We start from the raw sequence: 24,159 nt of genomic DNA on the forward strand, positions 1-24,159 counted from the left end.
TCGGGGGGCAGCGGCCCGCGCAGCGGCGGAGCGCCGGGGCTACAGCCTATTGCCCTACGTGCATCGAGAAGCGTGCGCCGTTGTTCAAGGTGCAGCTCCCGGTGCCCAGCGTGGCAGAGTTCATTGTGTAGACGCAGTTGATATAGCTACCGCGGTTGCCTGTACCGTTGGCGATACCGTCACGCGATGCACCACCGCGCCGCGTGGACTCACCGACAAACGACTCGCCATTGATCGTGCTGTTGAAGGCGCCGCGACCATTGAGGTCGCTGGTGACGATGGCATTGACCATGCCGTATGTGGTGGCCAGATCGTTGGACGGATACAGCCTTGCTGCGAACGTGACCGGCGCAGGCGGCGTCATGGGCACCACCATCTGTGTTGTTGCCGGATAGTGCGACGGGTACTGGCTGACCGGCACCACATAGCATCCCGACAGTGCGGCCACAGCTGCGGCCATCCCTAAAGCCATCGCAACACGGCGTTGCGTACCCACACTGGATCGTGTCATTCCCATACATTTCCTCAAGGCCCAAGCACATGCTTGTGGGTGCATTCTTGGACGGTGTTGGCGCGTACAGCATCGGCAATGTAAGCGGGTATTGGCTGCAGACATGTTGGGTACCGTATTTCAATACCCAGCCTGCATCGCCGACAAGGCTTGTGTGCGCTATGTCTGCTACTACACAGATCACAGTGACGTGAAAGGATAAATTTAATTTGCGCAGGCCCTGTGGCCTGTGAGTACCTCTAAAGCCAAAGCGTTCTGCAATCCTAGACATGCACACCTCATCGCCAAGCCTTGTTTCCGTTGACCCCGTTGTGTTGGAGCGCGTGAAAGCCTATGTGTTGGGTGCAAGCTTTCCTTGTGTGGGTGCGCGCTCTGCCGTCAATTCGCACCGCGCTATGTTCGGCAGCTTTGGGTCCTTGGGCAGCGATGAGCCTACGCGTTTGCAAGCGATGTGCGACAGCTTGATGGAGTTCTCAGAGGCTTATTCTGATCCAGGCGAAGTACCTGTCACGTATATGGCGCTGTTTGACGACGACGTGCGCGATGAGGAGGACTTTGAGCGCCGGCTTTGGCGCCACTTGCAACTCCTGCATGGCGTCGACAGCCACACCTTCGATTGGGCACCGGGTGTCAGCGATGATCCTGAATCACCGGAGTTTTCGTTCAGCATTGCAGGCAGGGCATTTTTCATTGTGGGTCTTCACCCGCGTTCTTCGCGCATCGCGCGTCGCGCACCGGTGCCCTGTCTTGCATTCAATTTTCATGACCAGTTCGAACTGCTGCGGGCCAGCGGAAAGTTCGAGAAAATGCAACGCGCCATTCGCTTGCGTGACGTTTCCCTGCAAGGCAATGCGAACCCGGTACTCAAGAGTTTTGGTGAAGCCTCAGAAGCCCGGCAATATTCGGGGCGCTCCGTCGAAAATCAGTGGCAATGCCCGTTTAGACCGGGGGGTCGAAATGCAGCCTGAGCACGCAAAATCACGCATTGCGCCGCAAAGCGGCACGGCGTTCAAGCTGCGCAAGGGTGACTTGCTGCGGATATACGATCCGCTGGGCGAGCAAGTAGCTGACCTCTTCGCGTTCCGCGACGGCGATCTGGCTTGTAGCCTCTCATCCGGCCGCAGTATCGACTACGCCGGAAAAATCTATCTCAGCTGTGGAGACATCCTGTATGCCAATGACAGCCGAGCCATGTTCACCATCGTGGCTGACAGCGTAGGTAGACATGATTTCCTGTTGACGCCGTGCAGCCAGGAGATGTTTGAAAAGCTCCACCACTGCCAGGGCCACCATCCGAGCTGCTTCGAAAATCTGAGTACCGCGTTTGCGCCACACGGTGTTCAGCCACAGCATATCTCGACAACTTTCAACATTTTTATGAATGTGACTGTTGATCCGGACGGCGTCGTGCGGGTGCTGCCACCCACATCACGGCCAGGTGACTTCATTGAACTGCGGGCGGAGATGGATTTGGTTTGCGGTTTGACGGCATGTTCCGCCGAGCAATCGAATAACGGCACCTTCAAGCCAATCGACTATTCCATTCTTCGAACGGCGGAGGTAACGGTGTGATCTCCAGGCGCATCCCGTTGCGCCTGCCCAATATCTTGATTGCCTCTCTCTCTCTCTTGTCTAAGGCTTTATTTTCAGGTACCAAGAAATCAGATGAACTCGAACACTTCAAACCACTACCGCCTGTGTACAGGTAAATGCCATGCTGTAAAGCCCACCCAGGGTGGTATTGAGATCTCTGCCGGCAAATGGCGCTGTGGAGGATGCTGGGCGAAAATGTACTCGCACATGATGCGGCCTCGCTCCTGATGCGATGTGTCAGCAAGTGCATTCGCCATGCGTATTGCCGAATCGGACTGGAGCCCTCGCCAAGTGTGCGTAAGCAGCTACTACTTTTATAGCAAATTCTAATCGTTAGACGTGTTGCGGTGCCAGCGTCTTGGAGTACAGCGCGGCACCGGCAATGTCTTTCAGCGTTACCGTCATAGCTTTGGACTTGGCATCTATGTCTACCTGGCCGAAGAACTGCATGCCGTTGGTCGGCGGTGCATTTACTTCGGTAGGGGCCTTCTGGTACATGACTTGCATGCCGAACGTAGCGTCGACCTTGTTGGGTCCAAAGCCACCGGCGTTCAGCGGGCCGGAGACAAATTGCCAGAACGGCGCAAAGTCGCTGAACTTGGCTTTGTTCGGGTCAAAGTAATGCGCGGCCGTGTAGTGCACGTCGGCGGTCAGCCACACCACGTTCTGGATGTCGGCCTTCTTGATGCCCTGCAATAGCCGCGCAATTTCGATCTCACGGCCCAGCGGTGCGCCGTCTTCGCCATTGGCAATGGCTTCCCACTTGTCGCGGCCTTGGGCATCCTTGCCGTCGGCCACGTGCAGGCCAATCGGCATGTCCGCGGCAATAACCTTCCATGTGGCTTTGGAGCGTTTCAGGCCTTCCAGCAGCCAGGCGATCTGCGGGCGGCCCATGAAGGCGCTCTCGTCGTTCTCGGAGGTTTGCAGGTTGTGGCTGTTGGGGCCGCGGTAGCTGCGCATGTCCAGCACAAACAGATCCAGCAGCGGGCCCTGGGGCAGGTGGCGGTAGACACGCTGGCTCTCGATGTCGCCGCCCGTGCGGCGCAGCGGCGCGTATTCCATAAAGGCCTTGCTGGCCCGGGCTGTGAGTAGTGGAATGTTCTTCTCTGTGTAGCGCTTGTCGTCACGCAGGTCTTTGGAGTCGGACCAGTTGTTGCAGACCTCGTGGTCGTCCCACTGCCAGATCTGCGGCACCTGCGCCGCCATCCGGCGCACATTGGCGTCCATCAGGTTGTAGCGGTAACGGCCGCGGAACTCGTTGATGGTTTCGGCGACCTTGCTGACCTCTTCGGTGACCACGTTGTTCCACAGGGTGCCATCGGCCAGCTTGACCTGGGCGGTGATCGGGCCATCGGCATAAATCGTGTCGCCACTGTGCAAAAAGAAGTCGGGGCGCACCTGGCGGATTTGTTCGTAGATCTTCATGCCGCCCCACGCCTCGTTGATGCCCCAGCCTTGGCCAGCGGTGTCTCCACTCCACGCAAAGCGCACATCCCGTGTGGCTTTGCCCAGCGCGGCGGGCAGGCGCAAGTGGCCGGGCAAGGCTTCAGACAGCACCCGCTCGTTGTGCAGGTCTTGCAGCACCACCCGGTAAAAAATTTCCTGCCCTGCGGGCAGTTCCCGCAGGTCCAGGCGGCCGGTGTAGTCGCTGTCCTCCAGCAGGTAGGGGCCGCGCACGCGGGTGGCGTTGGCCATACTGGCCGTGGTGGACCAGTCCAGCCACATGCGCGCGGGCCGGTCGCTGCGGGTCCAGATGATGGCCCCGTCAGCCAGCGGGTCGCCGCTTTGTACGCCGTGTGCCATCTGCGGGCGCAGCGCGTCCGGCGTGATCAGCGGCGTGGCCGCCCGTGCGGCGGCGCTGCCCAGCAAGCCGGCAGCGGTGGTGGTGGCAAGGAAATCACGACGGTCCATGGCTAAAGCTCTCCAGTGTGGTGTGTATGGCAAACCCGGATTTTTGAAAACGCAGATGTCAATGGCGTGACGCATCCATCGCGGGGCGCCGCCGGCTCTACGGCTGCGTGCTACTCTTGCACGGCTGCACAACCATCCTTGAGAGGCGCCACGCATGCTGTTTGAAACCGAGCGACACGAAGCGCTAGGCTCTACCGAATGGGACCCGGCGCAAGCCCAGCGGACGATCCAGGCCATCGTGCGCGATGCGGAGCAGGCTCGCCTGCCCCAGGGCCACTGGCCGGTGCACGCGCTGGACCTTGACGGTGGCGATCCCCCACCGGACACCCGATTCCACAGCCTTTACCTCGGCAGCGCGGGTGTCATCTGGGCGCTGTGGTACCTGCAGCGCGAGGGGGTTGTTGATTGCCAGCTGGACACGCAGCATGCCATTGCCCAGGCAGCGCGTGCCTACCGCAGCGCGCCCGACACTGGCGAAGTCGTGCCGTCCTACTTCTTGGGCGAGGTGGGTATCGAACTGGTGCACTGGCGGCTGACCGGATCGGTTGAGGCCGCGGATCGGCTCTACGCATCCATCCAGCAGAACATTTCCAACCCGACGAACGAGGCACTGTGGGCCGCGCCCGGCACCATGGTGGCGGCTTGGCACATGTGGGAGCACACAGGTGATGCGCGCTGGAGTGCCCTGTTTGTCGAGAACATCGAGCATGTGTGGAACACTTGGTTGCCGGTACCCGACAAAGACTTCTACCTTTGGACACAAGACTTGTACGGCAACATCGTGCAGCTACTGGGTGCGGGCCATGGCTTTGTCGGCAACGTGTACCCGCTGCTGCGCGGTGCGGCGCTGCTGGACCACGCCCGGCGCGACGCGCTGTACACCCGCACCGTGCAGACCCTGCAACGGACGGGTCGGTTTGAAAATGACCAAGCCAATTGGCCGCAGGGTATTGGCACCCCCCGCCCTGGTCGCACCCACCAACTGATGCAGTGGTGCCATGGTGCACCCGGCGTGATTACCGCGCTGGCGGCCGATTATCCGCAGCAGCAATCGGCCGACATGGACGCCATGCTGCTGGCTGGGGGTGAGGCGGTGTGGGCCGCAGGCCCGCTTTCCAAGGGCGCTGGTCTGTGCCACGGTACGGCGGGCAATGGCTATGCCTTCCTGAAGCTCTACAAGCGTACCGGCGACGCACTGTGGCTAGCCCGCGCCCGGTCATTCGCGGTGCATGCCATTGCGCAGCGCAATACCATGCACGCGCAATATGGCAGGGGCCGCTACAACCTGTGGACCGGTGACCTGGGCGTGGCTGTGTACCTGTGGCATTGCATCACAGGCAAGGACGGCATGCCTGCGCTGGATATCATCGATTGAGCTTTGACGCCCGAGAGGGGAACCCATGAACCTGAGCATCGCCGACAAAAGGCCAGAGATCCGCATCGTGGATCGCTTCTACATGGTGTTCACGGTATTCAGCCTGCTGCTGTTGGTGGTAGGGGTGCCATTTGTCTTTGTCAGAAAAATGGCGGCCGCACTGTGCCTGCTGTTTTTGTTGAGCGGCATTTTTACTGCCTGGTACTTCAGCCGCCGGGGCTACCCTGAGAAGTCGCTGCTCTTCTTTTCTGGTTTTATATGGCTCACGATGGTTGGCCTGCTCTACGCAGGCCTGTCCACCAATGGTGCAGCCATCACATTGGCGGTAGCGCTGATGGTTGGTGTTGTGGTCTCGCCACGGGCGGGTATGGTGTTTGCAGGTTCGTATTTTCTGGCGTGGTTTGTCTTCATCATGCTGGGCCGCTACGGTTTAGCGCCGCCGCCTTACTTTGCCGGTGTGCCATTGAAGGGTTGGCTTATTGCTGCTGGCGCGTGTTGGCTGCTTCTGATTCCAGTGCCCGAACTGGTCAAGGGAATGCACCGGGGCGCGGCACTGCAGCGTTCAATTTTCGAGGCCACGTCCGACGCATTGCTGGTTGTGGATCTGGCGGGTCAGACCGAAAGTTGTAACCAGCGTTTCATTGACATGTGGGGTGTGGCCCCAGAGCTCATCGCCACGCGCGATGACGCGGCCATGCTTGCATCGGTTATGCGCATGGTCGAGGATCCGGAGGGCTTTCGCCGTGGGGTGGGCGAGATTTATGCGAATCCAGATGGCACCAGTTTCGACACGCTGCGCTTTAAGGACGGCCGCATCATAGAGCGCTACTCCCAGCCCAATTCGGTGGGCACGCAAGTGGTGGGACGTGTCTGGAGCTTTCGCGATGTCACAGCAAGCCACCGCGCACAACACGAACTGCTGTCTAGCCAGGTCAAGTTCCAAGGGCTGTTTGACCTGTCCCCGCTGGGCATGGTCCGCAACAGCATGGACGGCCAGTTCTTTGAGGTGAACACCGCTTTTTGCCGGCTGTTTGGCTACCCCAAAGATGAGCTGAAAGACATGCGTTATAGGGACATGACACCACAGCACTACGCGGAACAGGAAGAAGCCCAGCTGGAGAGCTTGCGCGCGCGGGGCACCTACGGCCCGTATGAGAAAGAGTATATCCACAAACTCGGGCACACCATCCCCGTGCGGCTCAACGGCATGTTGATACGGGGGGCAGATGGGGAGCCTTATATCTGGTCCATCATAGAAGACATATCCGAACAAAAGGCCCACGAACGCAAGCTGACGAATGCAATGCGCGCTGCCGAAGATGCAGCCATCGCCAAGGGCGAATTCCTGGCCAACATGAGCCATGAGATCCGCACGCCGATGAACGCCATCTTGGGCATGCTTACCCTGCTGGGTAACACCCCGCTCAATGCCAACCAGTTTGACTACCTGAACAAAACCGAAGGTGCAGCCAAGTCGCTGCTGAGCCTGCTCAACGACATTCTGGATCTCGCCAAGATCGATTCGCGCAAGATGGAGCTCGACCCCCAACCCTTCGAGGTGGAGCAGCTGCTGCGCGATCTATCGGTGGTGCTCTCTGCGAATGTTGGCGGCAAAAATATTGAAGTGCTGTACGACATAGACCCGCGCGTTCCCCCGCAGCTGGTCGGCGACGCGCTGCGGCTGCAACAGGTGCTGATCAACCTGGGCGGCAATGGAGTCAAGTTCACCGCCGCCGGGCAGGTGGTAGTGGGCTTGCGGCTGGCCGATGCCAGCGCTGCGGACACTGCGGACCAGCTGCTGCTTGAATTTTGGGTTGAGGATTCCGGCATCGGCATCGCCCCCGAAAACCACGCCCGCATCTTCATGGAATTTTCACAGGCCGAATCCACAACGACGCGGCGCTTCGGCGGCAGCGGGCTGGGGCTGGCCATCAGCAAGCGCATTGTCGAGTTGATGGGTGGCAGCCTGGTGCTGTGCAGCGAATTAGGCGTTGGAAGCCGCTTCAGTTTCACGCTGAGCCTGCCGCGCGTGTCAGCCGACGCTGCCCCCGTCTTGCAAGTAGCACCGCAAAACGTGCTGGTCGTTGACGACAACGCCAGGGCTGCTGAGCTGAGTGCCAACATGCTGCGTGCCTGTGGCTGGACCGTGGACATCGCCTACAGCGGGCAACTTGCACTCGATAAGGTACGCGCAAGCGCCAACAAGGGCGGTGCTTTTCCCTACCACTGCGTGTTCATCGATTGGCAGATGTCGCAGCTGGATGGCTGGGAGTGCTTGCAACAGTTGCAAGCACTGTGCGGCACGATGGTGGGGCCATCACCCCGGTTTGTCATGCTGTCAGATAACGGCCGGGACCATCTGTCGCAGCGCACGCCACAAGAGCAAGAACAGCTGAGCGGGTTTTTGGTCAAGCCCGTGACGGCAGCGATGCTGATGGCCGCGTCGCGAACCCTGACCGCGCCAACGGGGTCCGCGCGGCCTTCACCATCTCGTAGCAGCAAGCGCCAACTGGCGGGCATGCGCATTCTGGTTGTGGATGACAACGCCATCAACCAGCAGGTTGCCGAAGAGCTGCTGGGTTTTGAAGGTGCGCTGGTGGCTATCGCGTCTGACGGCCGGCAGGGCGTGCAGGCCATTGTGTCGGCCACGGTGCAGTTTGATGCGGTGCTGATGGACATACAAATGCCAGTGATGGATGGCTACGCCGCAACCCAGCTCATCCGGCAGGAACTGGGCCTGACCACGCTGCCCATCATTGGCCTGACGGCCAACGCCATGGCCTCCGACCGCGAGGCCTGCCTGCGCGCCGGTATGGATGAGCACGTCGGCAAACCTTTTGAGATGGCGCACCTGGTCCCGCTGCTGCTGCGGCTCACGGCAGCAGACCAGACTGACGGGGTGCAACCCGCGCTGCTGCAACCATTCCCGGGGCAGCCAAGCGCGCAGACATTGCGTACGCCAGACATTGACCTGCCCACGGCCTTGGCACGCTTGGGTGACATGCAGGATGTGTATGTGAAAGTGGCCGAACAGTTTCAAGGGATGCTGACCACGCTACCGACAGACCTGGGCAAAGCTATTGCTGGCAGCGATATGAAAGGCGTCAAGCTGTTGTTGCACAGTTTCAAGGGCAATGCCGCCACCCTGGGGCTGGATCGCCTGGCCAGCGTACTGGGTGGGCTGGAACAAGCGTGTACCACCCAGGGCAGTATGGAACCTGTGCGGGACGGGATTCCGGGGCTGGAAGCCTGTATTGCGGTGGCACAGGACGCACTGCAGCAAGCGGTTGCAGTTTTAAGCCGGGTGTAGGCAAGCGGTATGGCTATCTTTTGGGTCCATCGTTCGCCCACACTTCTACCCGTCCGGCGGCACAGCCCACTTTCTCGCGATGCCATCTTTCCCTTTTGAGTCCACACGCACAGTGCAGGTCGGCGGGGTGGGCAAGCCAGACTTGCTCAGCCAGCTTTGCAGTAAAGGTGTTCAACTCAACCCCCTCGCTACTCAACTGTTTTCGCATGACGGCTTTCAGACCAGTGTCGAACCGCGCTTTCTGTCAATAGTGCCAATCTCGGTCGCTGCGCTTGGACTTAGCCAAGGAGGAGTCTTCGATGAAATCTGTTCGCGTGCGCTTGCGCGGGGATACTCTCTTTGCCCGTTGGAACTCGGTCCTCACTTGCGCCTTGCCTTTGTTGACCAAGAGGAAGGACTCCTGGGTCAACCACCCTCCCAGAACTGTGCCCCACCCGGCTCAGTGACCGTCGCGTCGCAACCTATCTCAGAAGATGAAGATGTGCCCAAAGGCTTCTACCTTCGCGTCATTGAAGGCGTTCCTTGGCTTCGCGGCTATCGATCATGGCCTGGGCACATTTGGGCTCCCACCGACGTTTTGGTTTTTGTTGGGAGTGTTAGTGCGGACTAGCGCAGGTGGTGGCTACGCTCAGACTGATCTTCCGCTTGCTGTCTGCTGCCATAAAGATAGCAATTGCTGTTTTTATAGCAATACATGACAATCCTGCCTATGCAGACCTTCGACGACATCACCATCCGCCGCCCAGCGCTGGCGGATTCTTATATCGCGTTGCTCAAGGCCCAGCCCGGCCGGCCGATTGCGCTGTTTGCGCCCCGGCGTGTGGGCAAGACCTATTTTCTGGACGGCGACCTGGCGCCGGCCGCTGAAAAAGTGGGTCTGCTGCCGGTCTATGCCGACCTGTGGCTCAACCGCGCCTCGCCGCTGGACGCCATCAACCACGCGCTGGAAGAGGCGTTAGATGATGCCAAGGTGCCTAAATCGTCCGCCGCCCGTCTAGCCAAGACCGCAGTCAAAAAGATCGGCGCGCTCGGCGCCAGCGTTGAGTTGGGTGATGAGCCCGCGCGCCGCGCGCTACCTGACAAGGCCGAGTTGCGCATGGACGCGCTCATCAGCCGGCTGGCCAGCGAGTCAGGCAAGCAGATCTTGCTGATGCTGGACGAGATCCAGGTGCTGGGCCAGTCCACTTCTGGTGAGGCGGCGGTGGCTGCGGTGCGGGCCGTGTTGCAAAAGCACAAGAAGAAGGTGTATGCCGTGTTCACCGGTTCGTCGCAGGAAGAACTGGGCGAGATGATGATGGCCGCTGGGGGCCCCATGTACCAGTTTGCGCAGCTGCTGACTTTCCCGTTTCTGGACACCAACTACCTGCAATTGCTGGCTGCGCATTACCACCGCGTGCACCCCAACAAGAGCCTGGATATTGCCGCTTTGCAAAATTTGTTTGCGCATATCGGCTACAAGCCGGCGCTGATGAAGGACATCGTCAAGGAGATGTCGGCCGAGGGCATCACCGATGTGGGCCAGGCCCTGTCCCGTTTCATGTCCGACGAGCGCAATGTGCCGGCCTGGCAGGGCGTTCTGGCTAATCTGCAGCCGATCGAACAAGCGCTGTTGGTAGTGCTGGCCCATGGCATGGCGCCGATGGGCAGAGACAGCCTGCAGGCCCTGGCGCGCATCACCGGCAAGGCGGCGACGCTGGCCAAGGTGCGCGTGGCGCTGGACCGCATGCGCAAGGCCGGCATCTTGTCCAAGCCCCCTTCCGTTGGCTACATGATTGAAGACCGGCTGTTCAAGGACTTTGTGGTGAAGTCGTTTGTGGGCAAATACATAGCGGATGGCCGTCTGAAAAGCCTAGCTTCATAGGTGGCACGGCCCACGCAATATGCCGACTCTACCTTGCTATAAATAAGATAGCTGCTTACGCTGTTTCCGCGAGGCCTACAGCCCATTTATGCATACAGTAACGGGGAAACCCCAAAGACGGCTTAGCCAACTGAATTTGAGTTCGAAAAAAGATCTCTGTGGGCCACCAGGCAGGGCGAATGCGGCCCGGGCGATGCCGAAAACCCGTGCGCGCAAGCCCCTTTTCGGGCTTTGCTGGACGCTGTATTAGGCTTGTCTCCTAACTCTGCTGTCACCAATTCGTCATAGACTGTGCAGTGTTGGAACGTCCGCACAACAGGAGTCTCGAAAAAATGCACCGTCGCCGCCCCGTCGTCCGCCATTCCCATGTGGGTGCGCCCCATGTGCTGAGCTCTTTGCTGGAAGGCCGGGGTCTACTGGAAATGGCCCTGTTACCTGCTTCATTGCCCTTGTTGATGGAGGCCCCCCACGGCGACGGCCACCCGGTGTTGTTGGTGCCGGGCTTCATGGCCAGCGAAACTTCGCTGATCGGCTTGAAGCTGATGCTGCAGAACAAGGGCTATGACGTGCACACCTGGGGCCTGGGCCGCAACATGGGCTTTCGCAGCAAGCATGCCAACGCTCTACCCCAAAAAATCCGCCATTTGCACTACACCACCGGCAAGAAGGTCAGCCTCGTCGGCTGGAGTCTGGGTGGCGTGTTCTCGATGTACGGCGCACAGAATTCGCTGGACTGCGTGCGTTCCATCATCACACTGGGCAGCCCGGTCAGTGTGGATGCTGCGGGCAGCCAGTCGCCCACTGCCGTCAAGGCGCTGTACCGGCTGGTGTCGCACCGCCTGGGTGCTGGCGCCCACGTGATGCAGCCTAAGGTCAAGGTGATGCGTGAGCGCCGCCGTTTGGCCATACCTACCAGTTGCCTGTATTCCGTCACCGATGGCGTCGTACCGCCGCAAGAGGCAACGATTGACGGTGACCCGGCATTGCACGAAAACATCCAGGTGCCGGGTAGCCACATCGGCCTGGGCTTCAACGGTATCGTGCTGTCCATCGTCGCGGACCGGCTGGCCCAGCCCGAAAACCAATGGAAGCCATTTGTACCCCACGGGCTACTGGCTCGGGTGCTGAACGCTACCGGAGCCAAGCCTGGCGACGGCCCGGCCGACAGCCGGACTTGAATCTCGAAAGAACCTTTGCATGCGCCAACTGAGCGAACACGACGCGGCCTACATCTATTCTGACAACGCGCACGCCAACTCCAACCTGACGCTGCTGCACATTTATGACCAGTCCACGGCGCCCGGCGGCGTGGTGCGTTTCAAGCAGATCCTGGCCCACGTCGAAAGCCGGCTCGACAAGCTGCCCAACTTCCGCGAAAAAATCCTGCGCGTGCCGCTGGACCTGGACTATCCCTACTGGGTCGAAGACGAAAACTTCAACATTGAATACCACGTGCGCCACATCGCACTGCCCAAGCCGGGTGACTGGCGGCAGTTCTGCATCCAGTCCTCGCGCATCCATGCGCGCCCGCTGGACCTGCAGCGCCCGCTGTGGGAGATGTATGTTATCGAAGGGCTGGACAGTTTTCTGGACCTGCCAGTGGGGAGCTTTGCGGTACTGCTAAAGATCCACCACGCTGCGATTGACGTTACACATGGCAATGAGATTACCAGCCTGCTGCATGACCTGTCCCCGGTCGCTACCGCACCGGCACCTGCCGCGCCCTGGTTCCCCGAAACGGCACCCGGCAATCTGCAGCTGCTGTGGCTGGCAGGGCTGAATCTGGCCACACTGCCGCTGCGCTTGGCCCAACCGCTGAGCAACAGCTGGACGGCGCTCAAAGCCACGGTCAAGACCTTTGCCGGCGAGTTTCTGGGTAAGCCCCAGGCATTCCCTATTACCCGCTTCAATACCGAGGTTTCGCCGCACCGTGTGTTTGAGACTCGCCGCTTTGCGCTCGCCGATTTCAAAGCCATACGCGCGCTGGTACCCGGTGCGTCGGTCAACGATGTGGTGCTGGCCGTGTGCGCCGGTGGCCTGCGCAGCTATTTGTACAAGCAGGACGAACTGCCCCAGCAAAGCCTGGTTGCCGCGGCGCCCATCGCCGTGCACAGCGACATAGAGGGTGACGTGGAAAGCGACGCCACCGGCAATTATTCGTGGGTACGCGTCGGGCTGGGTACCGACATCGCGGACCCGGTGCAGCGCCTGGCGGCAATCCAGCATGCCAGCTCCTCGTCCGAAGTGATGGCCCAGGCGCTGAGCGCCCGCGAGCTGACGCTGCTGGCGCAGCAGGCGCCATCGCTGGCCATCGTGGCCACCAGCAAGATGCTGCGTTCGGCCTCCGCCTTGCTGGGTGATTGGGCACCGCTGGCCAACTGCGCCATCACCAATGTGCCGGGCTCGCGCGAGCCTTTGTACCTGCTTGGTGCACGGCTCACCTATTTGTCGGCCATCATGCCCGTGTCCGACGGCATGGGTCTGGTGTTTTCGGTGACGGGCTACAACGACACCATCGTGGTGTCGTTCACGTCCTGCTATGAGCAACTGCCCGACCCCGATGTGCTTGCCCAGTGCTTGCGCGACAGCTTTCAGGAGTACTTGGCACTGACGCGCAAACCCGCTCCTCGCACGCCACGTGCAGTGGTCCGCAAAACGCCCCAGGTTCTGGCGGTGCCGGCAAAGTCGGCCCGGCCACGCCGCCGGGTGGCGGGCGGTAAATCTGAGACGGTATCCCCTTAACTTGGGCGTTGGACTGGCTTCATGCCGTCCTGGGTGTCAAACCTGGCTGCCTGAGAGGTCCACGGGGCCCCTATCAGCAACAGCAGACTGATGGTGTCAAAAAGCACAAGCAAAGGCAAAGCGGGTGCCACGTATCGGACGTCCAGAGATGGCCAAGACGTCACATGGATAAGCGCAACTAGCGCCAGACGGACGATGACCAAGCCCAATACCACCAGGCCCAGCAACCACAGCGTTTGTTGTTTGGCAGTCGTTTTTTGGCGGTGGGGTAACGGCGTTGACAGCAACCAGGCTGCCATCGCGATACCTGTAATCCATGGCAATACCTTGCGGTAACCCACAATGAGTGTTTCAAGCGGTTCGACCGGGGCCAGCGTTGTTTGCGATGCTGCAAGGCTTTCATGCATGAAGGACTCTGCCGAGATGAGCGCAGTCTGCTCCCCCATGGGCCCTGTTGGGGCACCCGTGCTTAAGCCGGGCAGGCTCACGAGAACGCCCGCGGCCTGGATCAGGGCGACACCAAACGGAGTCAGTTGAGACGTACGGAACGGTGGGCGCAAGCTATTGCGTTCAGCATCGCACTGGAGTTTGCGTTGGGCGCAGGCAGCGTTTACCTCGTCAGCCATGCGCTGATAGAACACCCTGGTCTCCACGGCGTTTATGTGATGTCCGGCCGCTGTTGCACCGTCGCGCAGTGCCCATACAAACCACCCTCCGCCAATCTCATTTTCTGTATGGAAAAACCGCTCAGCGTTTTCAGACCCACCAAAGTACGACTCAATGCGCCCTCTGACCGCCGGCTCGTTGTTGTAGAGATACCTGAGCAAGTCAGCTCCGGCCAGATCGCCCGTTGGGAGAGTGGGCTGCAGCAGGTCCAAAGCCTTGCGTTTAAAGTTGGGGTCCGCATCCATACCAGCCCCAAGCCGGGTCACACTGGGCGTGGCACGGACCCAGGTATCGGCTGCGCCACTTTCCAATCGCTCACGCACCTCGGCAAAAGCTGGGCTGATTTGCGCCACGCGGTGCCATTCGTCACGCGGAAACGGTACCTGCGATGCTGCTTCGGTGTGGCGTACCCTGACCAGAGCACCATAGGCTGAGACGAACGGGCGGCTGTTGATTTCGAGTATCGTGAACACACCGTAGTGAAACCTGTTTTGACTGGCTACAACCAGCATTGGCAGAACGCAAAACAGGGTGGTCAGCACCGCAGCCGCTCCTAACGCTGGGTACTTGGCGTTGCCGCGCCGGCCCATCCAGACCCCGCGTAGCGCCACCCCCACCCACAGCGGCAACAGCCAGATGGACTCCTCACGCGTCAGAGCAAACAGAGCAGAGCACAGACCCAATCCGGCCGCCCAACACCATGGTGGCAGCCGTTGGCCCAACTGTTCAATCCGCAATGCCAGACCAATCCCACAGGCAACCACTGTCAGGGTTAGCGATGGATAGATCAACTCTCGCAATACCGAAAAGTCGCTCAGGGCAACCGGTGACAACAGCAGAAGCGCAAAGACACACAGGCGCTGCCACGCACTGTGCACAAGCGGCCTCAGGGCCAGAAAAACCAGAGCGCAGGGGAATGCATAGGTTAAGGCAGCAGCCCAGGAAACCGGCACCTGCAAAATATGAGCTGCCGCCAACCACAGCGGGAACCCAGGTCCTTTGATCAAGGTTGTGGCTGAATAGGCACCTAACCAATTACCATCGACCAAATTTTGCGCAAGTTGCAAAAACAGCGCCTCATCATGACCGGCGTTGGCCTTGTAGCGCAACGTCACCTGCGCAAACAGTGCAACCTGGCCAATAACCATTGCCAGCAGTACCAACCAGACCCGCCACGGTTCACGCGTAGCTGCAGCTGGTTGTACGCCTTTGCTAAACACAAGTTGCCTTCCGAGTAAAAAGCTTACCGGTGCCACCAACAAGGCCGCCACCGCAAATGCCAGAGGCGCCGCAAGCATGGGCAATAGCGTCTCCAATGCCAAGCCGTATCGTAAGAGATAGGCCGTCATGGCAGTCAGCAAAGCTGACAGGACTGCCAGTACAGCAAAGTTGGCCAAGGCTACACGTGAAGGGGTGTGGCCACTTGCGCCGAACGTGAAGCGTGCTTGCGCAAAGTAGCTCAGCACCACGCCTACCCCGTACGCCAGGACCATGGTCCAAGCGTAGTGCCCGGGCATTGCGGGTGCCAAAAGTCCCAATACCTCGCGTAGACCCACAGTAATCAGTCCGACCACTGTAGCAACCGCCAGGTAGCGCCCGTACGCGCGTATGGCAGAGCTCTCAGACGCGCTCAACACGGCCATGGGCAATCAGGTTAGAGGTCCATCCAAACAGGCGTACGCGTTCGATCGACACGGGCTGTTGCGCCGGGAAGAGCCCGCGCAGACGACCAGCCGACAGCAAGTTGAGGTTGTCGGTGCTCGCCCAAAATGGCTTGCCAAGCGACCGCAGTATCTGCTGGTGCCGCGGTCGCGGCAACCAGTGCAGCAGCGGCAATAGCGTGTGAAATTCCAAAGGAAACCATCGGTTGGGTGTGGTGAGAAAAAATGCCTTCCCCACGCGCATGACCTCTGCAATAAATTGCCGTTGTTGTTCTTCATTGCCAACATGTTCCAGTACAGCCGAGCAGAACACGAGATCAAAGCTGTTGTCGGCAAACTCCAAGCGCCCAGGCGCTACGCGCACAAATTCGATGTTTGGAAAGCGTTGGCGAAGTGGCGTGATGTCTTCTATGCTCGCCGCCGTCAGACTGTTTGGGAACGGATAGCGCTGCTCAAAATGGTTGGATTCCGGTAATACAAGGTCGGGTGTAACCCCCAAATCCAGTACACGCGTCTTTGGCCCTGGTTGCAGAGCTGTCAGAAAGCGTTGAAGCATGTATTCGCGTGCGCGCCAGGCGAAATAGCTGCGCAAACCCGCAAGCGGATGGCCCAAAGAAAAATAATCAATTGCCAAAATCTACTGAGCCTTCGGACGCGGTGCCAATTGCAGTACGCCCAGAAAAAATCCGGCAAAAGCCAATTGGAAACCCACCAATACAGCGACGACAGACGGAATCACTATGCGCATGGTGCCGTCAGACACGAGCGGGCCAAAATCACCATTGCCCCACTGGAACAAGGCATACGCAGAGCCGGTCAAACCCGACAACACCAATAGCACGCCCCAAATCAGGCCCCGCTCCAGTGTTGCCCGTCGCATCAGCCAATCTATGCGGGCGTCCATAGGGAGCAAGCCCGCCTGGACGGAAAAAACCTTGGCAAAGACTGCAAAGCAGAAAGCCTGAACACCCAGTACGGTGGCAACACCAGCATATAGCAGGGTGTGCACTCCTAGTACGACACCACCAAACTCTCGGGGCTGCGGTTCCAACCAGCACATGCACAGAAGCCCCGCGACCATCAACGTCAAACCTGGGTAGAGAAACAACCAGCGGGGAGAAAATAACAGCAGGAAGCGCAGGTGCCGCCAACCATCGCGCCAACTGCGCAGATGCGGCGGGCGGCTGCGACCATCGGGTTGCAGCGTAGTAGGAACTTCAACGACTCGCAGACCTTGAACAGTGGCCTTGACCACCATTTCACTGGCAAATTCCATTCCTGTCGTTTGGAGGTCGAGTTTTTTTATGGCAGCCCGATCAAAACCGCGCAAGCCGCAATGGAAGTCCCGGATCGCACTGGGGAAGAATAGTCGCCCAATGCTCGACAACACCGGGTTGCCCAAATAACGGTGCAGTGCAGGCATCGCCCCCTGCGCGATGCCGCCGCGAAATCGGTTGCCCATCACCAGTTCAGCACCGTTGCGCAGTTGCTCTACAAAGGCGTCCAGTTGAGAAAAGTCATAACTGTCGTCGGCGTCTCCCATGATGACAAACCTACCGCGCGCGGCAGCTATGCCCCCAATCAGGGCTGCACCATAGCCGCGCTGAGGGATATTTGCGACCCTTGCGCCACTTGCTCGTGCAATGTCTTGCGAGCCATCAGTGCTGCCGTTGTCGGCGATGAGCACTTCTCCATCGATGCCGGCGCGTTTTAAAAATCCAATTGCCTTTGCAATACAAATAGACAGGGTCTCTGTCTCGTTGAGGCAGGGCATCAAGATGGTGAGTTCCACGCAGGGCTTTCTTAATTTAAACCGCCGAGGGATATCGCGGCGGGCCAGCGTGCAGCAGAGCGGGCGTGGCGGGTGCCCTGCATCAAGCTTGCATGCTGGTAAAGGCACAAAGGCGGCGACGGTAGCATGCCGTGCAGATGAAGTCTCTCCCATGTTTATGGGGTTCTTCCAATCCTATTAGGGGGCGAATGGCACTACTGCGGCACAAACCCTGTCGACTTGATGATGCGCGCCCACGTCTGGCTGTAGGCCTGCTCTCGGCTGGTCAGTTGCTGTGGTGTCATATACGCCACCGTCAGTCCCATGGCCGTCAGACGCTCATGCACGTCCGGCAGCGCAACCACTTTGGCCAGTGCGGCGGAAATCTTGTCGATGGTGGCTTGGGGTGTGCCAGCCGGCGCAAAGATGCCGTAATAGGGCAGGTCTTCGAAGCCGGCGAGGCCCAGTTCGGCAAAGGTGGGCACGTCGGGCAGTGTGGCTTGGCGCGCGTTGCCCATCACCGCGACGACGCGTATCTTCCCGGCCTTGTGGTTCTCGATGAAATCGGGCACCGAGCCTGTGCCAGCCGCAATCTGGTTACCCAGCATGTCACCCATCATTGGCGCACTGCCGCGGTAGGGGGCGGACTGTAGATCCAGCTTGTACTTCTGACCCACCATCTTGACCAAAAACTCGGGTACCGAGGCTGGTGCCGGCACGCCTACGGTGCCTTTGCCCGCGCCCTGCTTTTGCACCCAGGCCACGTATTCGGCCACGGACTTGGCTGGCGTGCCACCCGATACAGCCAACGCATTCACAAACGTCGCGAAACCGCCCACGGCAACGAAATCGCGCGCAGGCTCAAAGCCAGGGTTCTTGACCACCAGTGGCAGTATGGACACGGTGTGGTCGTGCGACAGAAATAGCGTGGTGCCATCGGGTGCCGCGGCCTTCAGCGCCTGGGCTGCGATCTGCCCGCCGGCGCCGGCCTTGTTCTCAACGATAACGGTGCTGCCCAAGGGCTCCTTTAGCTTGTCTGCCAGGATGCGGGCGATCGCGTCGGTGCCGCCACCGGGCGGAAAGCCCACCAACAGCTTGACCGTGCCGGTCTGCTGTGCGTGTGCCAGGGTGCTGCCAAGACACAGCGCGCTGGCAGCCAGCGTGATGGCCAATCGGCGGGATAGCGTTGTGGTGAAAACGTGGGGGTGCGAAAGAACCATGGTGGACTCCGATAAGGGGGTGGACGTGCGGGGTAAAAATCGGCATCACTGTAGCAAGCTTTGCGCGCGAACCCGCGTTGGGCCACGGATGTTGGCTACCCGTGGCATGATGGCGGTTTGCCCTGCCCAAACATGGCAGTATCAAAAGGAGCACCCTATGAACGCCCGTGTACCCCCCACCGTGCTGGATGCAGCACAAACCCTGAACCAGGTCAGCGCGCTATGGGATGCTGAGATTGTTCCCCAGCTGCAAGACTACATCCGCATTCCCGCCAAGTCGCCCATGTTCGACGCAAGCTGGGAAGCGAATGGTTACCTCGACACCGTGGTGCGTAACACGGCAACGTGGATCGAAGCACAAAAAGTCAGCGGCCTGAAGCTGGAAGTGATTCGCCTGCCGGGCCGCACGCCGGTGCTGTTCTTTGAAGTGCCCGCCACCAAGGTCGGCTCCACACAAACCGTGTTGATGTACGGTCACTTGGACAAACAACCCGAGTTCTCCGGCTGGCGCAACGACCTGGGCCCGTGGACCCCCAAGATGGACGACGGCAAGCTCTATGGCCGCGGTGGTGCCGACGATGGCTATGCCGCTTATGCCGCCATTGCCGCGATCCAGACGCTCAAGACCCAGAACGCACCCCACCCCCGCATCGTCGGTCTGATCGAAAGCTGCGAAGAAAGCGGCTCCTACGATTTGCTGCCGTATATCGACGCGCTGAAGCCTCGCCTGGGCGATGTGGGGCTGGTGGTGTGCCTGGATTCGGGCGCCGGCAACTACGACCAGCTGTGGCTGACCAGCAGCCTGCGCGGCATGGCCAGCGGCGTGCTCAAGGTCGAAATCCTGACCGAGGGTGTGCACTCGGGTGATGCCAGCGGCCTGGTGCCATCGAGCTTTCGCATCATGCGCCAGGTGCTGGACCGGCTGGAAGACAGCGCCACCGGCCGCCTGCTGCCGGCCAGCTTCCACTGCGAAGTGCCACACGACCGTCTCAACCAGGCCAAGGCCACGGCCGCCATTCTGGGCGATGAAATCTACAAACGTTTCCCCTGGGCGCATTACGACTGCGGTGGCTCCACCCAGTTTGCATTGCCCACTACCACCGACCCGCTGCAAGCATTGCTGAACCGCACCTGGCTGCCCACGCTGAGCGTGACAGGTGCCGATGGCTTCCCCGAGATGAAAAACGCTGGCAATGTCCTGCGCCCCTACACCGCATTCAAACTGTCGCTGCGCTTGCCCCCTCTGGTAGAAGCTGCCACCGCGGTGCAGGAACTGAAGGCCCTGTTGGAAGACAACGCACCCTACCAGGCCAAGGTCACGTTCGAAGGCCTGTCCAGCGCTACTGGTTGGAACGCACCCAGCACTGCGCCGTGGTTTGAAGATGCGCTCAACGCTGCATCACAGACCCACTTTGGCGCATCGTGCGGATACATAGGCCAGGGCGGCACTATTCCATTGATGAACATGCTGTCCCACGGATTCCCTGCCGCGCAGATGATGGTCTGCGGTGTGCTAGGCCCCAAGAGCAATGCGCACGGCCCCAATGAGTTCTTGCACATTCCCTATGCCAAGAAGCTGACCGCAGCCGTGGCCCAGGTCATTGCACAGTTTCCGTAAGACCCGTACCCCACAAGCCCTGCAAAGCACCCGCATGACCACGGAATCCAAACTCTCTACCTTCACCGCCACGGACGGCAATAACGTCATGGTCCAGGACTGGTTGCTGGACCCCACGGTGAAATTGCGCGGTGTCGTCATCGTGGTCCACGGTCTGGGTGAGCATGCCGGGCGCTACGACCACGTGGCGCGGCAACTCAACGATTGGGGTTTCGCGGTGCGTGGGTACGACCAGTGCGGCCACGGTGAGTCGAATGGCGCGCGTGGCAGTTTGCCGTCCGATACGCGGCTCTTGGATGATCTGGCCGATATTGTGGACAGCACGCGTTCGCGCATGCGCAAAGACACACCGCTGGTTCTGCTGGGCCACAGCATGGGTGGCTTGGTGGTCGGACGTTTTGTGTCCCTGGGTTTGCGCAAGGTAGATGGACTGGTCATGTCATCGCCCGCACTGGATGCGGGTATGAATGCGTTCCAGAAATTTTTGGTCTCCGTGCTACCCAAGATTGCACCCGACCTGCGCGTGGGCAACGGTGTCAAGCCGCAGTTCGTGTCGCACGACCCGGCCGTGGTCGCTGCCTACAAGGCAGATCCGCTGGTGCATGACCGCATCTCTGCGCGCTTGGCGCGATTCATCGCCGAGGCTGGTCCCAAGACGCTGGAGGCCGCGCCACAGTGGAAGGTGCCCACGCTGCTGATGTATGCGGGCGACGACCGCCTGCTGAACGCAAATGGCAGCCGCGCCTTTGCAGCGAAGGCGCCCCAGGAAGTGGTCACCACGCAGTGCTTTGACGCGCTGTACCACGAGATCTTCAACGAGTTGGACGCGGCGCCAGTGTTTGCCGTGCTCAAGCGGTGGTTGGATCAGCGGTTTTGAAGTGAGTTGGCTCCGAGCCCTCGTGAAATAAGGGCGCCGCGCTATTATTTTGATAGCGAACCGTTGCGCCTATGCATTGATGGTTTGCGGCTGGGAGCGTAGCCAGGTTGGCATTTTGTCGGCGACGAAGGTTGTCACACGTTGGTAGGGCGCGACCGCCGTGTGTATCGGTTCTCCGCCAGGGAGTCACGTTGCCGGTATCAGACGCAGCCCCCGAAGGACTCCCGATAATCCTGGGGTAGGACCCTATACTGACATTCGTGCTCGAACGCTATCTCCGCACATATTTGCGTAGTGGGTCGAGCGAACGAAAGTACCTGCAATGACCAATAGCCCAAGTGTTTCGTCACTGTCGCCCCGTGCGTTGTTAGGTGATCGCGTGCTTCTGGTCGCCATAGGCATCAGTGCACTGGCCAGTATCGTTTTGGGCCTACAGTTCGTAGATTCCAGCTTGGCGATCGGTGTCACCCTTTCACTTCTGGTGCTTGCAGGGGGCAGTTACGCTGCATCGCGGGGAACAATCGCCAGCCGTTACATCTTGACCTTCGTTGCGGTTTCTTTTGTGGCCCTCCATATTCAGTTGGCGCGGGGAATGATTGAGCTGCACTTCGGCGTCTTCGTGGTGTTAGCTTTTTTGCTTGTCTACCTGGACTGGAAGCTGATCGTCTTTGGCGCGGCGTTGTTTGCGGTGCACCATATCGTGTTTGACCGGTTACAGGCTGCGGGCTTGGGGTTTTATTGCACCACCGAGCCCGATTTCCTACGCATCTTGTTGCACGCACTGTATGTCGTGACCCAGTCGGGTGTAGAAATTGTGCTCGCATTGCAAATGAGTCGTGCGGCCAAAGAGGGTGAGGAGCTCGCGGTGCTGGTGTCCAGCGTAAATCGCAGCCATGCGATATCCCTGAATGTGGCTCAGATTCAGACCCGCACTACGGGAGGGGACGCTCTGAAGGCGACCCTTGCCCGCATGGATGTTGCCGTCGGTTCCGTGCGAGGCAGTGCATCTGGTATCGATGTAGCTTCGGCGGAGATTGCCAGTGGCAACCAGGACTTAAGCGACCGGACTGAGCAAACAGCGAGCAATTTGCAGCGCACCGCGAGCAGCATGGCCGCGCTTACCGAGGCCGTCCGACTGTCTGCAGACAACGCCCGACAAGCAAACGAACTTGCTTTAAGCGCGAGCGCAGTGGCTGTAAGAGGCGGAAAGGTTGTAGAGCAGGTGGTCGGTACGATGCAAGGCATCAATACTGCTTCGCGCAAGATAGCAGACATCATTGGTGTAATTGATGGAATCGCCTTTCAGACCAATATCCTGGCATTGAACGCGGCGGTAGAGGCGGCTCGGGCGGGCGAACAGGGTCGGGGCTTTGCGGTAGTAGCTTCAGAAGTTCGATCGCTTGCGGGTCGCAGTGCAGAGGCGGCAAAGGAAATTAAAACACTCATCAACTCTAGCGTGGAGCGGGTGGAACAGGGAACAGCACTGGTTGATAAAGCCGGTGAAACCATGACCGAAGTGGTATCGAGTATTCGTCGTGTTACAGAAATCGTGGGTGAAATTAGCATAGCGAGCGACGAACAAGCCGCGGGGGTTGCCCAAGTTGGCGATGCCCTGTCTCAGATGGACCAGGCAACACAGCAAAACGCAGCGTTGGTAGAAGAAATGGCTGCAGCGGCCTCCAGCCTGAGGGGCCAAGCCCAGGAGCTAGTTCACACCGTGGCGGTATTTACTTCGGACGACAGGCCGCAGGCCTCTGTTTCACTGCGTTTGTTCAGGTAGTGAATCAACTAGGGGTGTGACGATAACGCCGACGGGCGGGTCTTGTCTTATTTGGTATTCGTGTTCGTTGGTGGCACGTAAGCCTTACACACAAAATTTGTGACGGGCTCGCAGTTTTTGCATGTCAATTTACAGCCTGTCCTCCGGTTTTGCATCCTGTCGGTATTCCGTTGGCAAAAGCAGGACCTGCAACGATGATGGGTACATTCTGATCACGAGGTACCTATGAAATCAAACGCAGTTCGTATGGGTCCGCATTTATGCCATGCGCTTATCCTTGGCCTTGCACTGATGCTTTCCGAACGTACGTCCGCGATGGATCTGAGCCGTATCTGGCCAGTCACCGCTGCGGGTTCCGTCGTAAAGGAGAGTCGAGGCGTCGACCGTTTTCATTCGCTGAAGTTGGACACGGGCGCGCGGATCGTGGTCAGGCAGGGCGATCGCTTCTATGTCGAGGTTCAAGCCGAAGGCAACATTGCACCGCTGATTGAGGCGTACGTTGAGGGCGATACTCTTATCATTACAGATACTCGGCGCTACAAGTCTGGTAATGCTGAGGTCGTGGTTTTCGCACCGCGCATTAGCAGTATCGAAACGACGGGATCGGTTGCCGTATTGGTCGAGGAGCTGAAACTTCCTTCACTGCGGCTCAGCATGGGTGGGTCCAGTGTCGTCGCTTTGAAATCGGTTTCAATCGGTAAGCTGCATGCTTCGCTAGGCGGGGCGACGGCGCTGAAGGTTAGCGGCACCGCCAAAGAATTTGCGTTTGAACTCGGTGGTGCAGCTGTCGTAGAAGCGTCAGAACTTGCGGCTAGCGCGGTGTCAGTCGATAGTAGTGGTTCCGCGCAAGCAGTAGTGTGGGCCACCGAATCACTGCAGCTTTCACTGGGCGGCTCGTCTGGCGTCAGCTACTATGGTAATGTGAAACCCGTCCTGTCCACATCTGGAAAAGCAACCGTTCGCAGCCTTGGTACAGCACCCACCATGTAGAAATACCGATGAATGGCGTGGTGCGGTCCCCACACCCATGACAGACAGCGTGCCAAAACGCTTGATCCAGTCACCCGTAAAGAAGCCTCACGCGAACATGCCAATCACGTGCCATTCCAGTACAAACGCCGCATCGTCAAACGACAAGCCACATTGCTACATAGCCAACGGCATAGCAGCCATCAGCAGATTCATGACATCGTAGCCCAGCGCTCGCGCTGGCGCAGGCAACGACAAACACCGGCTGCCACATGTGGAGGGCAACGTACAAAC

Annotated in this window: 17 protein-coding genes; 11 read left to right on the top strand and 6 right to left on the bottom strand. The window is 59.4% G+C overall.

The window, feature by feature from the left end; all coding sequences use genetic code 11:
• Positions 1–46 precede the first annotated feature (46 nt).
• Positions 47–511, bottom strand: coding sequence for a hypothetical protein (locus AC097P_RS04340; RefSeq protein ID WP_479609128.1), 465 nt, complete (start codon positions 509–511; stop codon positions 47–49).
• 269 nt (positions 512–780) lie between these two features.
• Between AC097P_RS04340 and gntA the strand changes: the two genes are divergently transcribed.
• A complete protein-coding gene (gntA, locus tag AC097P_RS04345; protein ID WP_479609129.1) occupies positions 781–1,479 on the top strand; it encodes a guanitoxin biosynthesis heme-dependent pre-guanitoxin N-hydroxylase GntA in 699 nt (232 codons plus the stop codon).
• Positions 1,469–2,083 carry a DUF1989 domain-containing protein gene (locus AC097P_RS04350; RefSeq protein WP_479609130.1) on the top strand — a complete coding sequence of 205 codons (615 nt, stop codon included), beginning with the start codon at positions 1,469–1,471 and terminating at the stop codon, positions 2,081–2,083. The genes gntA and AC097P_RS04350 overlap by 11 nt, the downstream gene beginning before the upstream one ends.
• Before the next feature lie 354 nt (positions 2,084–2,437).
• Here the strand turns inward: AC097P_RS04350 and AC097P_RS04355 are convergent, their stop codons facing one another.
• Positions 2,438–4,015, bottom strand: a complete 1,578-nt coding sequence (locus AC097P_RS04355) for an alkaline phosphatase D family protein (protein WP_479609131.1) — start codon at positions 4,013–4,015, stop codon at positions 2,438–2,440.
• A 154-nt stretch (positions 4,016–4,169) separates the two neighbouring features.
• Here AC097P_RS04355 and AC097P_RS04360 point away from each other — a divergent pair, with 154 nt between their 5' ends.
• The 5 genes from AC097P_RS04360 to AC097P_RS04380 all read left to right on the top strand — a co-directional run bounded on the left by AC097P_RS04360 (position 4,170) and on the right by AC097P_RS04380 (position 13,303).
• On the top strand, positions 4,170–5,390 hold the full coding sequence (locus AC097P_RS04360; RefSeq protein WP_479609132.1) for a lanthionine synthetase C family protein: 1,221 nt from the start codon (positions 4,170–4,172) through the stop codon (positions 5,388–5,390).
• A 25-nt stretch (positions 5,391–5,415) separates the two neighbouring features.
• Positions 5,416–8,700, top strand: a complete 3,285-nt coding sequence (locus AC097P_RS04365; protein ID WP_479609133.1) for a response regulator — start codon at positions 5,416–5,418, stop codon at positions 8,698–8,700.
• Positions 8,701–9,394: 694 nt separating this feature from the next.
• Positions 9,395–10,561 (top strand): ATP-binding protein, encoded by a 1,167-nt coding sequence (locus AC097P_RS04370; protein WP_479609134.1) that lies wholly within the window; start codon positions 9,395–9,397, stop codon positions 10,559–10,561.
• A gap of 332 nt (positions 10,562–10,893) precedes the next feature.
• On the top strand, positions 10,894–11,739 hold the full coding sequence (locus tag AC097P_RS04375; RefSeq protein ID WP_479609135.1) for an esterase/lipase family protein: 846 nt from the start codon (positions 10,894–10,896) through the stop codon (positions 11,737–11,739).
• A gap of 19 nt (positions 11,740–11,758) precedes the next feature.
• Entirely contained in the window at positions 11,759–13,303 is a 1,545-nt protein-coding gene (locus AC097P_RS04380; RefSeq protein ID WP_479609136.1) for a wax ester/triacylglycerol synthase family O-acyltransferase, read from the top strand.
• On the opposite strand, the gene AC097P_RS04385 is transcribed toward AC097P_RS04380, so the two are convergent.
• The 4 genes from AC097P_RS04385 to AC097P_RS04400 form a co-directional block, all read right to left on the bottom strand.
• Complete coding sequence (locus AC097P_RS04385; RefSeq protein ID WP_479609137.1) at positions 13,300–15,612, bottom strand: GtrA family protein; 2,313 nt, start codon at positions 15,610–15,612, stop codon at positions 13,300–13,302. The two genes, AC097P_RS04380 and AC097P_RS04385, sit on opposite strands and share 4 nt — an antisense overlap.
• Complete coding sequence (locus AC097P_RS04390) at positions 15,590–16,264, bottom strand: class I SAM-dependent methyltransferase (RefSeq protein ID WP_479609138.1); 675 nt, start codon at positions 16,262–16,264, stop codon at positions 15,590–15,592. Before AC097P_RS04390 ends, AC097P_RS04385 begins: the two co-directional genes overlap by 23 nt.
• A gap of 3 nt (positions 16,265–16,267) precedes the next feature.
• Positions 16,268–17,422 carry a glycosyltransferase family 2 protein gene (locus AC097P_RS04395; protein WP_479609139.1) on the bottom strand — a complete coding sequence of 385 codons (1,155 nt, stop codon included), beginning with the start codon at positions 17,420–17,422 and terminating at the stop codon, positions 16,268–16,270.
• A 194-nt stretch (positions 17,423–17,616) separates the two neighbouring features.
• Positions 17,617–18,621: a Bug family tripartite tricarboxylate transporter substrate binding protein gene (locus AC097P_RS04400; protein ID WP_479609140.1), complete on the bottom strand. Its 1,005-nt coding sequence runs from the start codon at positions 18,619–18,621 to the stop codon at positions 17,617–17,619.
• A gap of 157 nt (positions 18,622–18,778) precedes the next feature.
• On the opposite strand from AC097P_RS04400, the gene AC097P_RS04405 reads away from it, so the two are divergent.
• The 4 genes from AC097P_RS04405 to AC097P_RS04420 all read left to right on the top strand — a co-directional run bounded on the left by AC097P_RS04405 (position 18,779) and on the right by AC097P_RS04420 (position 23,886).
• Positions 18,779–20,239 (top strand): M20/M25/M40 family metallo-hydrolase, encoded by a 1,461-nt coding sequence (locus AC097P_RS04405; protein WP_479609141.1) that lies wholly within the window; start codon positions 18,779–18,781, stop codon positions 20,237–20,239.
• Between the two features lie 34 nt (positions 20,240–20,273).
• A complete protein-coding gene (locus AC097P_RS04410; RefSeq protein WP_479609142.1) occupies positions 20,274–21,116 on the top strand; it encodes a lysophospholipase in 843 nt (280 codons plus the stop codon).
• Positions 21,117–21,438: 322 nt separating this feature from the next.
• The gene (locus AC097P_RS04415; protein WP_479609143.1) at positions 21,439–22,896 is read left to right on the top strand and encodes a methyl-accepting chemotaxis protein; all 1,458 of its coding nucleotides are present in this window, start codon (positions 21,439–21,441) and stop codon (positions 22,894–22,896) included.
• 225 nt (positions 22,897–23,121) lie between these two features.
• Positions 23,122–23,886, top strand: a complete 765-nt coding sequence (locus tag AC097P_RS04420) for a head GIN domain-containing protein (RefSeq protein ID WP_479609144.1) — start codon at positions 23,122–23,124, stop codon at positions 23,884–23,886.
• Positions 23,887–24,159 lie beyond the last annotated feature (273 nt).

It is taken from the genome of Rhodoferax sp. ZS1R8 (assembly GCF_056521325.1).

What these genes read in the sequence shown, in the direction of transcription:
- AC097P_RS04340 (WP_479609128.1), bottom strand. Translation starts at nt 511, where the DNA reads ATGACACGATCCAGTGTGGGTACGCAACGCCGTGTTGCGATGGCTTTA.
- gntA (WP_479609129.1), top strand. Translation starts at nt 781, where the DNA reads ATGCACACCTCATCGCCAAGCCTTGTTTCCGTTGACCCCGTTGTGTTG.
- AC097P_RS04350 (WP_479609130.1), top strand. Translation starts at nt 1,469, where the DNA reads ATGCAGCCTGAGCACGCAAAATCACGCATTGCGCCGCAAAGCGGCACG.
- AC097P_RS04355 (WP_479609131.1), bottom strand. Translation starts at nt 4,015, where the DNA reads ATGGACCGTCGTGATTTCCTTGCCACCACCACCGCTGCCGGCTTGCTG.
- AC097P_RS04360 (WP_479609132.1), top strand. Translation starts at nt 4,170, where the DNA reads ATGCTGTTTGAAACCGAGCGACACGAAGCGCTAGGCTCTACCGAATGG.
- AC097P_RS04365 (WP_479609133.1), top strand. Translation starts at nt 5,416, where the DNA reads ATGAACCTGAGCATCGCCGACAAAAGGCCAGAGATCCGCATCGTGGAT.
- AC097P_RS04370 (WP_479609134.1), top strand. Translation starts at nt 9,395, where the DNA reads ATGACAATCCTGCCTATGCAGACCTTCGACGACATCACCATCCGCCGC.
- AC097P_RS04375 (WP_479609135.1), top strand. Translation starts at nt 10,894, where the DNA reads ATGCACCGTCGCCGCCCCGTCGTCCGCCATTCCCATGTGGGTGCGCCC.
- AC097P_RS04380 (WP_479609136.1), top strand. Translation starts at nt 11,759, where the DNA reads ATGCGCCAACTGAGCGAACACGACGCGGCCTACATCTATTCTGACAAC.
- AC097P_RS04385 (WP_479609137.1), bottom strand. Translation starts at nt 15,612, where the DNA reads ATGGCCGTGTTGAGCGCGTCTGAGAGCTCTGCCATACGCGCGTACGGG.
- AC097P_RS04400 (WP_479609140.1), bottom strand. Translation starts at nt 18,621, where the DNA reads ATGGTTCTTTCGCACCCCCACGTTTTCACCACAACGCTATCCCGCCGA.
- AC097P_RS04405 (WP_479609141.1), top strand. Translation starts at nt 18,779, where the DNA reads ATGAACGCCCGTGTACCCCCCACCGTGCTGGATGCAGCACAAACCCTG.
- AC097P_RS04410 (WP_479609142.1), top strand. Translation starts at nt 20,274, where the DNA reads ATGACCACGGAATCCAAACTCTCTACCTTCACCGCCACGGACGGCAAT.
- AC097P_RS04415 (WP_479609143.1), top strand. Translation starts at nt 21,439, where the DNA reads ATGACCAATAGCCCAAGTGTTTCGTCACTGTCGCCCCGTGCGTTGTTA.
- AC097P_RS04420 (WP_479609144.1), top strand. Translation starts at nt 23,122, where the DNA reads ATGAAATCAAACGCAGTTCGTATGGGTCCGCATTTATGCCATGCGCTT.